At 63.1% G+C, this 13016-nt stretch carries 11 protein-coding genes and 2 pseudogenes; 8 read left to right on the forward strand and 5 right to left on the reverse strand.

What is annotated here, in order from left to right:
• Positions 1-358 precede the first annotated feature (358 nt).
• Positions 359-532: pseudogene (locus HNP33_RS17050) on the reverse strand (IS5/IS1182 family transposase); the annotation flags it as partial.
• Positions 533-592: 60 nt separating this feature from the next.
• Here HNP33_RS17050 and HNP33_RS17055 point away from each other — a divergent pair.
• A pseudogene (locus tag HNP33_RS17055) lies at positions 593-838 on the forward strand (integrase core domain-containing protein); the annotation flags it as partial.
• A gap of 38 nt (positions 839-876) precedes the next feature.
• On the opposite strand, the gene aroC reads toward HNP33_RS17055, so the two are convergent.
• Together aroC and HNP33_RS17065 are read right to left on the reverse strand one after the other, a co-directional pair.
• Entirely contained in the window at positions 877-1980 is a 1104-nt protein-coding gene (aroC, locus tag HNP33_RS17060) for a chorismate synthase (protein WP_184710640.1), read from the reverse strand.
• A 184-nt stretch (positions 1981-2164) separates the two neighbouring features.
• Positions 2165-3652 (reverse strand): CoA transferase, encoded by a 1488-nt coding sequence (locus HNP33_RS17065; RefSeq protein ID WP_184710642.1) that lies wholly within the window; start codon positions 3650-3652, stop codon positions 2165-2167.
• 119 nt (positions 3653-3771) lie between these two features.
• Between HNP33_RS17065 and HNP33_RS17070 the strand changes: the two genes are divergently transcribed.
• Positions 3772-5088, forward strand: a complete 1317-nt coding sequence (locus HNP33_RS17070) for a citrate synthase family protein (protein WP_221452111.1) — start codon at positions 3772-3774, stop codon at positions 5086-5088.
• A 96-nt stretch (positions 5089-5184) separates the two neighbouring features.
• Here the strand turns inward: HNP33_RS17070 and HNP33_RS17075 are convergent, their stop codons facing one another.
• Positions 5185-5634, reverse strand: a complete 450-nt coding sequence (locus HNP33_RS17075) for a CBS domain-containing protein (RefSeq protein ID WP_184710644.1) — start codon at positions 5632-5634, stop codon at positions 5185-5187.
• Positions 5635-5794: 160 nt separating this feature from the next.
• Between HNP33_RS17075 and HNP33_RS17080 the strand changes: the two genes are divergently transcribed.
• The 4 genes from HNP33_RS17080 to HNP33_RS17095 all read left to right on the forward strand — a co-directional run bounded on the left by HNP33_RS17080 (position 5795) and on the right by HNP33_RS17095 (position 9705).
• Positions 5795-7093: an O-acetylhomoserine aminocarboxypropyltransferase gene (locus HNP33_RS17080; protein WP_184710646.1), complete on the forward strand. Its 1299-nt coding sequence runs from the start codon at positions 5795-5797 to the stop codon at positions 7091-7093.
• A gap of 26 nt (positions 7094-7119) precedes the next feature.
• Positions 7120-7542 carry a GNAT family acetyltransferase gene (locus HNP33_RS17085; protein WP_184710732.1) on the forward strand — a complete coding sequence of 141 codons (423 nt, stop codon included), beginning with the start codon at positions 7120-7122 and terminating at the stop codon, positions 7540-7542.
• Positions 7543-7878: 336 nt separating this feature from the next.
• Positions 7879-8688, forward strand: coding sequence for an alpha/beta fold hydrolase (locus HNP33_RS17090; protein WP_184710648.1), 810 nt, complete (start codon positions 7879-7881; stop codon positions 8686-8688).
• A 165-nt stretch (positions 8689-8853) separates the two neighbouring features.
• Positions 8854-9705 carry a PoNe immunity protein domain-containing protein gene (locus HNP33_RS17095; protein ID WP_184710650.1) on the forward strand — a complete coding sequence of 284 codons (852 nt, stop codon included), beginning with the start codon at positions 8854-8856 and terminating at the stop codon, positions 9703-9705.
• A gap of 21 nt (positions 9706-9726) precedes the next feature.
• Here the strand turns inward: HNP33_RS17095 and HNP33_RS17100 are convergent, their stop codons facing one another.
• Positions 9727-10995, reverse strand: a complete 1269-nt coding sequence (locus HNP33_RS17100) for a YihY family inner membrane protein (RefSeq protein WP_233464580.1) — start codon at positions 10993-10995, stop codon at positions 9727-9729.
• 113 nt (positions 10996-11108) lie between these two features.
• On the opposite strand from HNP33_RS17100, the gene HNP33_RS17105 reads away from it, so the two are divergent.
• Positions 11109-11543, forward strand: coding sequence for a DUF2069 domain-containing protein (locus tag HNP33_RS17105; RefSeq protein WP_184710654.1), 435 nt, complete (start codon positions 11109-11111; stop codon positions 11541-11543).
• 38 nt (positions 11544-11581) lie between these two features.
• Entirely contained in the window at positions 11582-13006 is a 1425-nt protein-coding gene (locus tag HNP33_RS17110; protein ID WP_184710656.1) for an FAD-binding oxidoreductase, read from the forward strand.
• Positions 13007-13016 lie beyond the last annotated feature (10 nt).

Raw genomic sequence — 13016 nt, forward strand, 5'->3', positions numbered from 1 at the left:
CAGTTTGTGGTGCGGTACTTGCGCCGACCCCAGTTCGTCTCACTCATCATCCGAGCCTACTACCGCTGCGGCCCGGATTTGTGCAACAAAGCCCAGTGAAGACTACAATTCAGTCATTAGGCCCTTATCTGGAAAAATGGCCAAATGTCCAAATATTAACCAGATAAATAATGAGAGGAGCTATCGCTTTAACCCTTGCTGCGGGCTTCTCTTCGCCTCATACTGTTGCAGGTACTTTTGGGAACCTCTCACAACCATTGATTTCCAGCCATCCATTGCGCATGACGAGCGAATCATTCATCGCCGGTTGGTGAGAAGCAGATTTCGAGCGTTTGGAGGCCAGGCAGCGCCCAAATCCTCAGGCTCTGCCCGTTTGCAGACGCACCTGTCTCTTTGAGCGCGTTGGTTTGAAGAACGCATCCACCTTGTTCTCAAGGAACGACGCCAAGCGCTTCAAGTTGTAGCGAGCGGCCATCATCGTCATGACCGTGGTGGCTCTGGTCTGTTCAATCGTGCGGACGAACTTGCCGCCCTGGCCGATGCTTCCTCCAGGCCCATCTGCTCTCCCAAAGCGATCTGCGAGTCCAAAGCCTTGGGCGTGCAGCACAAGTTCACCAGGCCGTATCGGCCACAGACCAATGGCAAGGCCGAGCGATTCATCCAATCGGCGCTGCATGAGTGGGCCTATGGTTGGACATACCAGAATTCAGCTGAGCGAACACAAGCCTTACATAGCTGGCAGCATCACTACAACTGGCACAGGCCTCACAGTGGCATTGGTCGAATTGCCCCGATGACCAGGCTCAAATCTGCAAACAACCTCTTGACAGTTCACAGCTGGTGCCCGAGCTGCGGGCACCCAAGGCGCTTTTTCAATCAAACCCCAGGGGCCTGCGCCGCAATCGGGCCAAAACCCACCACCACATCGGCATTCTGCGCGCGGTGGCGCAGGGCATGGTCCATCAGCACCATGGCCAGCAAGGCCTCGGCAATGGGTGCGGCGCGGATGCCCACGCAGGGGTCATGGCGGCCCTTGGTGATGACTTCGGTGCTGTTGCCGTCGACATCGATCGACTCGCGCGGGCTGATGATCGAGCTGGTGGGCTTGATTGCGATACGGATCTCGATGTCCTGCCCCGTGCTGATACCCCCCAGAATGCCGCCCGCGTTGTTGCTGCGAAAACCCTGGGGGCTGAGCGAATCACCATGGGTGGTGCCTCGCTGGGCCACGCTGTCAAAGCCTGCGCCAATCTCCACGGCCTTGACGGCATTGAGGCCCATCATGGCGTAGGCAATATCGGCATCGAGCTTGTCATACAGCGGCTCGCCCAGGCCCACGGGCACGCCGCTGGCGTTGACACGAATCAAGGCGCCGCAGGAATCGCCCGATTTGCGCAGCGCATCCATGTATTCCTCGTAGCGCGTCACATCGGCCACCGGGGCAAAGAACGGGTTATTCGGCACATGCTCCCAGCTCTCGAACGGCAAAGCCACCTCGCCCACCTGCAGCATGCAGGCGCGGAACTCGGTGCCAAACTTCTCCTTGAGCCACTTTTTGGCCACGGCGCCTGCCGCCACCGTAGGTGCTGTCAGGCGCGCAGACGAGCGGCCACCGCCACGCGGATCGCGGATGCCGTACTTGTGCCAGTAGGCATAGTCGGCGTGGCCGGGCCGAAAGCTCTGCGCAATATTGGAATAATCCTTGCTGCGCTGGTCGGTGTTGCGGATGAGCAGCGAGATCGGCGTGCCGGTGGTCTTGCCTTCGTAAACACCCGAGAGGATTTCAACCTGGTCCGGCTCGTTGCGCTGCGTCACGTACTTGCTGGTGCCGGGGCGGCGACGGTCCAGATCGTGCTGAATGTCCGCTTCGCACAGCGCCATGCCGGGGGGGCAGCCATCAATCACACAGCCGATCGCGGGCCCATGGGATTCGCCAAAGTTGGTAACAGTGAATAAGGTGCCGAAGGTATTGCCGCTCATAGCCCGCCATTATGCGGGTGAAAGCGGCAGCCGCCAGAGAGTGCGGACAAGCCGCCAACGCAACTTGCCTGCATGCCGTGCCACCCACGCCCGCCAAACGCAGGTTTTTTGCAGAAAACAAGCTTTTCGCGCCCTGCCAATGCGCGGCAGCACATCAAAAACCCTAGCAACCACTGCACACAGATCAAGACCACTGGGGCGCTGCGCTGCCCGGCGGCATGGACGGGTAGCGCCACGGCGTAGCCACGCCGCCCAGCACACCACTGGGGCGCACCGCAACCAATGGGCCAAAACCGCTGGCCAGCGTTTCAAGGTAAGGTGCCACTCTGGCTGCGACCCCTTCTCCCTCCGCATCGCCAAACCTTTGGGGCAGCACGGGCCGCTGCCCCAGCTCCTGGAGCCACTGGGCCGTGCGCGCCAGCGACACCTGCACATGCCAACTCCCCCCTTGCACGGCCTGGCGGTGCAATGCGGCCTGGATGCCAAAGGCCAGCCAGAGGCCCGCAGCGTAATCCAGAATCTGCATCGGCAGCGCGCGCAGGCCGCTACTGCTTGCGATGTCGTCAAAGGCCTGGCCCTCCGCCCAGTTGATACCGCTGGCTGTCTGTACCAGCGAATCGAACCCGCGCCGGTCTGCCCAGGGCCCACTGCGCCCATAGGCCGACAGGCTGGCATACACAATACCGGGCTGCAACTGCGCAGCCTGCTGCGGGCCAAAGCCGAGTGCATCCAGGCTGCCGGGATGGTAGCCCTGCAGCAGCACATGAGCGCCGCCCAGCAGGCTGGCAAACTGGGCCTTGCCAGCTGCAGACTTCAAATCGAGCAAGGCCGAGCGCTTGCCCCGGCTCAGATCGGCAATGGCTCCAATGTTGGGCAGGCCCGGGCCGTTGATCATCAGCACTTCTGCGCCATGTGCGGCCAGTGTGCGCGCCGCCACCGGGCCCGAGAGAATGCGCGTCAGATCCAGTACCCGAATCCCCGATAGAGGCCCTGCACCTTGCAAGCCTGGCCAGGCACGCGGTGGCGCAGGCTGCCCGGCATCCAGCTGCGTGATCTGCACCAGCGGCTGCGCGGCCACCGCTGCGCTTTGAGGGTGGGTAGCCCACTCTTGCGGCGTGCGCGCAGCCGCCACAACCAGGCCGCGTGCGGCGGCTTGCGTTTCAAAATCAATAGCATCCCATCCTTTCAATGCCTGCACTACGGCTTGTTTTGAAGTCAAGTTACCGGTGGGCAGACCCAACAGTTGCAACGCGCCATCACGGTGGTGGTCGAAATTGGCGTGGATGCGCACCCAGCCCGGTCTGCCCAGCGCCGCACCGCAGGGGTACAGGCCCGAGATGGGCGACCACAGATCGGGCTGCACCCCATCGAGGGTGAAGTACCCCGTGGTTTCTGCCAAGGCATGCGGCACCTGCACATTGGCGCAGGCAAGCGCGCTGCCAGTGCGCAGGCTACCCAACTGCGCCGCAGCCAGCGTGGCTGCAGCGACGCAAGCGCCTGCCGCCACATCCACCGCAAAGCTGGAGGGGTAGCCGCCGCCATCGCCGCCCAGCTGCAGCGCCTGTGCATCGGCGGCGGGGGCCCCCGGCAGACCTGCTGCATGCCATTGCTGTTGCACGGCTTGGCGAATGCGGTGATGCAGGTCATCTGCAGGCGGGGTGGTGTGGGACATTTGCATTTCTGGCTTCATGGGCAAGGGCGTATGAAAGGGTTGCGCTGGCCGCCATTGCACGCGCTGCGCCCTGCACCGTCAATCTTGATTGGGCCAATCCATGTGGGCTAGCATGGCGCATGCCTCACCCAACTGCCGCCTCTCCAACCTCTCAGGCCGACGATTCCCCTTGGCTGAGCAGCCAGCAGGCCGCCGCCGTGCTGGGTGTACAGCGCGCCAGCCTGTACAGCTATGTCAGCCGCGGCCTGCTGCGCGCGCAATCCCAGCCCGGCCAGCGCGGCCATGTGTATGCACGCGCCGATGTACAGCGCCTTGCCACCCAGCGGCAATCGGTACGTAACCCGGCGCGGCTTGCCCAGTCCACGCTGGATTGGGGAACGCCCGTGCTGGCATCCGCCATCACCCAGGTCGAAGGCGGCCAGCTGTACTACCGGGGCCATCTGGCGGCCTCGCTGGCCGCGCATGCGAGCCTTGAGGAAGTGGCGGCGCTGCTGTGGAACCAAGAACTGCCTGCCACGCCCGATGTAAAAGCGCCAACCGCTCACAAAAAGGTAGCAAAAACCGGGCTGCCACGCAGGCCTTCCCAGGCACTGTCAGCCTGGTACGGCGGCAAAGAGGCGTGGGAGCCCGAGATGGAGCAGGCCGCACTCTGGCCGCTGGCCCTGCTGCAGCGCATGGCCGAGGTGCTGACCGGCCAGCCAGTTACAAGCGGGGCAAGGCAATTGCAGTTGCTACAAAAAATAAAGCACCTGCAGCCACTGCATATAAGTCTGGAGCGGATATGGGCTACAAGCCCGGCCCATACCGATATCCTGCGCCAGACGCTGGTGCTGTGTGCTGACCATGAACTCAATGCATCCAGCTTTGCCACGCGCGTGGTGGCATCCACCGGCGCCAGCCTGCATGCCAGCGTGGGCGCGGGCCTGGCGGCGCTGTCCGGCCCGCTGCATGGCGGCATGACGGATGTGATCGCCAGCCATTGGGAAGACTGGCATCGCGCGGGCCGCAAGGGGATTGCTCCATCGCTGCGCACATTGCTGGCAGACACCCGCCTGGGCACCACACCGCACTACTGTGCAGGTTTTGGCCACCCGCTCTACCCGGCGGGCGATCCGCGCAGCCTGCACCTGCTGGGCCTGCTGCCACCGGATGCGGCGCGTGAGCAGTTGCTCCAGCGCGTGTACCAGGACACCGGCCTGCACCCCAGCCTTGACTACGCGCTGGTTGCCATCCAGCGCAGTTTGGGGCTGCCAGCAGGCGCGGCGTTTGTGCTGTTTGCCCTGGGCCGCACTGCTGGCTGGATTGCCCATGCGCTGGAGCAGCGCGCAGGCGGTCAGCTGATCCGGCCACGGGCCCGGTATGTAGGCCAGCCGCCCACGCACAGCAGCGACACACATGCTGCACCGCGCCCTTCCGGCCGCATCATCCGCTTTTGAGCGCAGGCCGGGCTGTGAGCGGGTATGAAAAAGCGGCCTTGCGGCCGCTGTCTGACAGGATGTTGCGGGCCAGCAGATTGTTGCCGCGCCGCCACGTCAGTCGGCCTCGCCTTCCACCGGCCAGTCACGGATATAGGCCTTGAGCATCTTGTTCTCGAAATTCTGGCTGTCAACCACAGCCTTGGCCACGTCGTAGAAGCTGATCACGCCCATCAGCATTTTCTTGTCCATCACCGGCATGTAGCGCGCATGGCGGTCCAGCATCATGCGGCGCACCTCGTCCATGTCGGTTTCCATGGTGCAGGTCAGCGGCGCATCGTCCATCACGCTGCGCACCAGCGTGTTCCCGGCAGAGCCACCGTTGCCCACGATGGCGACGATCACCTCACGGAAAGTCAGCATGCCTACCACGTCGCCGTGCTCCATCACCACCAGCGAACCGATGTCTTTCTCGGACATGGTCTGAATGGCGTCGGAGAGCGGGTCATTCACGCTTGCGGTGTAGAGGGTATTGCCTTTGAGGCGCAGGATGTCACTGACTTTCATGCTCGTCTCCTTCAAGATCTCCAGCAGATGCATGCCCTGGCTGGCGCTCGGTGGAAGTGGATGCGGCCACCCAACGCTTGCGCGACAGGGCTGCCAGCAATGGTTCGTTAAATATAGCCGACAATCCCCACCCAGAATGACAATCTGATGGAGATCCGCCATGCCTGGCTATTCAGACCCCGGTTTTGACACCCTGAGCCTGCACGCAGGCGCCCAGCCCGACCCGGCCACCGGCGCACGTGCCGTGCCCATCCACCTGACGACCTCGTTCGTCTTCGAATCCAGCGACCACGCCGCCAGCCTGTTCAACCTGGAGCGGCCAGGCCATGTCTACAGCCGCATCAGCAACCCGACCAATGCCGTGCTGGAGCAGCGCGTGTCGGCCCTCGAAGGCGGCGTGGGAGCCATTGCCGTGGCCAGCGGCCAGGCAGCGCTGCACCTGTCGATTGCCACACTGATGGGCGCGGGCAGCCACATCGTGGCCAGCACCGCGCTGTATGGCGGCTCGCAGAACCTGCTGCACTACACGCTGCGGCGCTTTGGCATCGAGACCACCTTCGTCAAACCCGGCGACATTGACGGCTGGCGCGCCGCCATCCGCCCCAACACCAAGCTTTTCTTTGGTGAAACCGTGGGCAACCCCGGGCTGGATGTACTGGACATTCCCACCGTGGCACAAATTGCCCACGATGCGGGTGTGCCGCTGCTGGTGGATTCCACCCTCACCTCGCCGTGGCTCATCAAGCCCTTCGCGCATGGCGCGGACCTCGTCTACCACTCGGCGACCAAATTCCTCTCAGGCCATGGCACGGTGATTGGCGGCATCGTCGTGGATGGCGGCAGCTTCGACTGGGAAAAGAGCGGGCGCTTTCCCGAGTTGACCGAGCCCTACGACGGCTTTCACAACATGGTGTTCACCGAAGAGAGCACGGTGGGCGCCTTCTTGCTGCGCGCACGCCGCGAGGGCCTGCGCGACTTCGGCGCCTGCATGAGCCCGCACACCGCCTGGCTGATTCTGCAAGGCATCGAGACGCTGCCGCTGCGCATGGAGCGCCACATGCGCAACACCGAAAAAGTCGTGCAGTTCCTCGCCAGCCATCCGCTGGTGGGCCGCGTGGGGCATCCAATGCTGGAATCGCACCCCTCCCATGCGCTGGCGCAAAAGCTGCTGCCACGCGGCGCGGGCTCGGTGTTCAGTTTCGACATCGCAGGCAACCGCAACCAGGGCAAGAAATTCATCGAAACACTCAAGGTCTTCAGCCACCTGGCCAACGTCGGCGACTGCCGCTCGCTGGTCATCCACCCGGCCAGCACCACGCACTTCCGCATGACGGACGAAGCGCTGGCCCAGGCAGGCATCGGCCAGGGAACGATCCGCCTGTCGATCGGGCTGGAAGATGCCGACGATCTGATCGACGACCTCAAGCGCGCGCTCAAGGCCGCAGAAAAGGCTGCTTGATGAGCATCATGGACGCCACGCATTCCATGCAGATCCGCAGCTTTGCTCCCGCCGATACCGACGCCGTGATCGGCCTGTGGCGCGACTGCGGCCTGACCCGCCCCTGGAATGATCCGCACAAGGACATTGCGCGCAAACTCAGCGTGTCGCCCGAGCTGTTCCTGGCCGGCACCGATGGAGCCGGACAACTGATCGCCAGCGTGATGGTGGGCTACGACGGCCATCGCGGCTGGATCAACTACCTGGCCGTTCACCCGCGCTGCCAGCGCCAGGGCCATGCGCGCCGCCTGATGGAGCGGGCCGAGCAATTGCTCACCGAGCGCGGCTGCCCCAAACTGAACCTGCAGGTGCGCGAAGGCAACGAGGCGGTGATCGCCTTTTACGAAAGCCTGGGCTACAGCAATGACAAGACCGTGTCGCTGGGCAAGCGGCTGATTGCGGATATCTAAGAACGTGTTTACGATCTCCTCGCGCCGCGACAGTGGCTTTGCGGGAGGGGATGCGAGGCGCAGTGCGCAGCCAATAGCCAGCTATTGGCAAGTGCTGCAACGAAGCAGACCGCCCCTAGCCGGGCGCCCCCAAACCCACTGTCCCTCTGGGTTGGAGTGAAATCGGGCGATTTCTTCGCGCTAGCCCTTGCTTGCACCCCGGTGCAAGCTGCGGCCCAGCGCTTCGAACTCATCCCGATTGCACTCCAACGCGGCTGCGCAGAGATCGTAAACACGTTCTAAGCACCAGCCTGCCACGTGAGCCACGAGATACCGCACAAGAATCTGGAGACCGAAATGCATATCCAAGTACAGGGCACAGACATATATGCCTATACCGGCGGCAAGGCGTTCGACGCCGCCAGGCCCACCGCCATCTTCATCCATGGCGTGCTGTGCGACCACAGCGTGTGGGCCCTGCAAAGCCGCTACCTGGCCAACCACGGCTGGAACGTGCTGGCCATCGACCTGCCGGGCCACTGCAAGAGCGGCGGCAAGGCGCCTGCCAGCGTGGAAGAAGCCGCCACTTTCATCGGCCAGATGATGGACGCCGCCGGCCTGCAGAAAGCTGCCTTGATCGGCCACAGCTGGGGCAGCCTGATTGCCATGCAGGCAGCGGCCCAATTGGGCGCGCGTGTCAGCCACCTCGTATTGGTAGGCACCGCTGCCCCCATGAAGGTATCGCCTGTACTGCTGGATCTGGCGCAAAGCGCGCCGGACCAGGCCATCGCCATGGTGCAGACCTTCTCGCGCGCCACCCTCTCGCCACCCAATGGCGCTGGCAGCTGGGTGTTTGGCGCGGGCACCGCGCTGGGCCGCCGTGTGCTGGCCAGCAATAGCGACACCAACCTGCTGTATACCGGCTTTGTGGCCTGCGACAGCTACAGCGGCGCCGAAGCAGCCATGGCGGCCGTCAGTTGCGCCGTTCTGTTTGTGCTCGGCGAGCAAGACCAGATGACTCCGCCCAAAGCCGCCAAGGGCCTGATCGATGCAGCCAAGGCCGCAGGCAAGACCGTGCAGGTGCGAACGATTCCCAACGGCCATAATCAAATGATGGAATCTCCCGATTCAACGCTGTTTGCAATTCGGGATTTCCTTCAGTATTGAGCAATAATTTTGATAGCGAGATATCTCACCTGTATCGGCGGTAAGCAGTGGTAAGGACGGCCATTTTTTAGCGCGCAAATTGCGCAGAATGCGCTAGCCTATGGCCTGTCGCTGCATCGGGGTGCACTACGAACAGTGCACTACGCAGCAGAAATACCTCCAGCCATGCTAGATACCGCCCTTCCCAGCCTTTTGCAGCATTGTCACGCGCTGCCGTGGCATCTGCTGCAACCTCGCCAGCCCGTGGATACCGAGCGCTGGAACGAGGCATGGGCGGATGCACTGGCCCAGTTGCACGAATTTGCCAGCCACGGGTACTACGGGCTGGACATGCAGGATCTGGCGCCCGGCAGCCAGCAGCAGGCCTGGGATGACTGGCGCAATGCGGTGCGCCAGGCACTGCGCCTGCCCGAGTTGGCCTACACCCGGGGCCTGTCGCTCACCAGCCTGGAAGCGCTGTTCGAGCATGTGCTGCACTGCTGCAATGAATTTGCCAGCATGGCCCGCAGCATGAGCGAGAAAGGCCTCGCCCACCACCACACATTGGAAGTGGCGGGCCAGGACTATTGCGCGGCAGTCCAATTGCTGTCCTTTCCGGTACTGCTGGAGCGCCAGGAGCTGATTCCCCCCATCGTGCAGCGCCTGCTGGACAACCAGTGCGACCGTCTGCTCGATTACCTGAGTGCCGCTGCATGTGACAAGACCGAAGCGGTGGAAGCGCTGTTCTGTCCGGAGCCCTACGCGGCCCTCACACCGTTCTTCGAGCAGTTGGAGGTATACAGCGCCCCCTTGCAGGCTTACCTGCAGCAGGCCTATCCCGCTACGCCCGATGCCCTGTCACCCGCCTCGTGGACCGACATTGCCCGCAACCACTGGGCCTGGGAAGTTGCAGCCCTGGTGGTGCTCTACGACCTGAATGACAACGCCTTTGCGGCGCACCCGCGCTACCCCGCAGATCTGGTGGCATTTGCACGCCAGCGACTGGAAGCAAGCTACCCGCAGTCCTTGCGCGCCTGATTTTTTCCGCCCTCGCAGATTTCAGGCTGCGGCGCGTTCTGCCTCCTGCACCTCTCGCGCTTGCAGCGCACCGTGGCGGCGCTCCAACAGATCGATCAGCATGAGGTGATCGAGCCCGCAGTGCCACCACAGGGGCTCGGTGGCTTCGTTGCATTCCAGCAGCAGCGCCGTCATCAATGGCTGCGCACGCGTTGCCGCGGGCTCTACCAGCAGCACGTAGCGGGCATCGCTGTCACTACTCTGGCCCTGTTCTGCGCCGGTGGCACGGCCCTCCACATCCACCACGGCTCCCACCCAGTCCAGCTGGGTCAGCACATCCAGCGCACGGTGCAGCTGCACATCCTCCACCTTCAATTGCGTGGCCAACTGGTGCAGGTACAACCCCTTTTCGGGCTGGTAGCGCATGGGATTGAGAGCGTGCAGGCATTCGAGGGCCAGCTGAAAATCCCAGCTCTGTGCCGTAGGCAGACGAGCCACGCCCGCCAGCAGGCTAGGCAGATAGGCGGCCACCACAGCGCCGAGCAGCACGATCACCCAGGCCACATAAATCCAGATGAGCAAAATGGGCAGGGTGGCAAAGGTGCCATAGATCGTGGAATACGTGGGTACATTGGCCAGGTACAGGGCCAGAATCTTCTTGGCCAGCTCGATCCCGATGGCCACAAACACGCCACCCGCCAGCGCGTCGCGCCAGCGCACATAAGTGTTGGGCACATAGCGGAACATGGCAGTCACCCCTGCCGCCAGCAGTACAAACTCCAACGAATCGAAAGCGAGGCGAATGAGGTACGGCAGCTCCCCCATGGCGCTGCGCGAGGCGGCCATCACCGACGAAGTCAGCGCCAGGCTGGCGGCCAGCAGCAGCGGCCCCAGCGTGATGGCTGCCCAGTAGATGAGCACGCGCTGGCCCAGGGGCCTGAGCTTGCGCACCCGCCAGATGTTGTTGAGCGTGCGGTCCATGGTGAGAATCAGCGCCAGCGCCGTGACCAGCAGAAAACTCAGGCCCGCCATGCCCAGACGGCTTGCCTTGCTGGCGAACTGGGTGATATAGCCCAGCACCTGGCTGGCAATGCTGCTGGGGATCAGGCTCTCGACAAGCCAACGCTGCAGTTGCGCCTCCATCTGCGAGAACATCGGAAACGCGGTGAACAGCGCCAGCGCTACCGTCATGAAGGGCACCAGCGCCAAGGTAGTGGTGAAGGTCAGGCTGCTGGCCGTCAGGCCCAGCCGGTCTTCGCCGAAACGCCTGCGCAGGGTATCAACCGTGTTGCCCCATGGAAAATCAGCCAACGCTTGCCACCAGCGCTCTGACCTGGTGGGGGTGGTATCCAACGCCCTCGATGCCGCGTTTTTCTCTTCTGTGCCGTACATGCCGATATGATGCCATTTTCACACCACGCACCATGCCTTCTGCACCTTCGAATCTGCCTGATTTGGTAACGCCCGCCGCAGCGCCAGGCGTGGCGCAGTTGTCGCGCACGCTTGCGGTGGTATCGCTCTTGGGCCTGGTGATACTGTCCGTGGCGTGGGAGCTGTGGATCGCGCCGCTGCGCCCTGGCGGCTCCTGGCTCGTCATCAAGGCGCTGCCACTGTGCCTGCCGCTGGCAGGACTGCTCAAGCACCGCATGTACACCTACCGCTGGGTCAGTCTTCTGGTGTGGCTGTACTTTACCGAGGGTGTGGTGCGCGCATTTGGCGATGCGCCCCCCAGCCGCTGGTGCGCCATGGCCGAGATTGCGCTGTGCCTGCTGCTGTTTGCCGCCTGCGTTCTGCACGTCAAGGGCCGCCAGAAAGCCGTGCGGCCTGCCGAGCCATCGGCCGGGCCGTCGCCCCACTGACCGCATTTTTGTTTTTGGATATTTGTTGAGACCAAGCCATGACCGACCTGATTGCCAGCCTGCGCCGCATTGTGGGCGATAACCACGTACTGACCGATGGAGACCTCAGCGCCTACGAACAGGACTGGCGACGCCGCGAACACGGCAAGGCCCTGGCCGTGGTGCGCCCCGGCTCCACCGAAGAAGTGGCTACCGTGGTCAAGGCCTGCGCCGCCAATGGCACGGCCATCGTGCCACAGGGCGGCAACACCGGCCTGGTGGTGGGATCGACCCCCGATACCTCCGGCACGCAGGTGGTGCTGAACCTGGGCCGCATGAATGCTGTGCGTGCGCTGGACAAGGACAACCTGACGATCACCGTCGATGCGGGCTGCATTCTGCAAAGCCTGCAGGAGCGCTGCGAGAAGGAAGGTTTCCTCTTTCCCCTGTCGCTGGCAGCTGAAGGCAGCTGCACCATTGGCGGCAACCTGGGCACCAATGCCGGCGGCACGCAGGTGGTGCGCTATGGCAATACCCGCGAGCTGTGTCTGGGCCTGGAAGTGGTCAACGCCCAGGGAGAAATCTGGAATGGATTGAAAGGCCTGCGCAAGGACAACACGGGCTATGACCTGCGCAACCTTTTCATCGGCAGCGAAGGCACGCTGGGGGTGATCACGGCCGCCACGATGAAGATCTACCCCATGCCTGCCAGCCAACTCACCGCCTGGGCCGCACTGCCCTCGTTTGAAGCGGCCGTGCAATTGCTGGGCCTCGCCCACCAGTACCTGGGCGCAGGCCTCACCGGCTTTGAGGTGATGAACCGCTTTGCACTGACCCTAGTAGACAAGCACATGCCGCAGCTGCGCGTGCCCTTCATCGACAACCCCGATTTCCCATACGCCGTGGTGCTGGAGAACTCCGACAGCGAATCCGAGGCACACGCCCGCGCGCGCTTTGAGGCGCTGATGGAGGCCGCGTTCGAGCAGGAAATCGCACTGGACGCCGTGGTGGCCGAAAACCTGGGCCAGGCCCACAACCTGTGGCACATCCGCGAAAGCATTCCGCTCGCGCAGGTCGAGGAAGGCCTCAACATCAAGCACGATATCTCGGTGCCGATTTCACGCATTCCTGCCTTCGTGGAACATGCCACCGCCGTGCTGGCGCACAAGGTGCCGGGCATGCGCCTGGTGAACTTTGGCCACCTGGGAGACGGCAACCTGCACTTCAACGTGCAGGCCCCCGAAGGCATGGATGCCAAGGCATTTCTTGAGGAGCGCGAACACGAGATCAACCACATCGTCTACGACGCCGTTGCCGAGTTTGGCGGCTCCATTTCGGCCGAGCACGGCATTGGCACCTTGAAGGCAGCCACCCTGCCCGATTACCAGTCGCCGGTTGCGCTGTCCATGATGCGATCCATCAAACAGGCGCTTGACCCGCAAGGCATCATGAACCCCAACTGCATGTTGGCGCGGCAAGCTTGATTTTTATCAA

It is taken from the genome of Comamonas odontotermitis (assembly GCF_014207855.1).
Lineage (GTDB): Bacteria > Pseudomonadota > Gammaproteobacteria > Burkholderiales > Burkholderiaceae_C > Comamonas > Comamonas odontotermitis_A.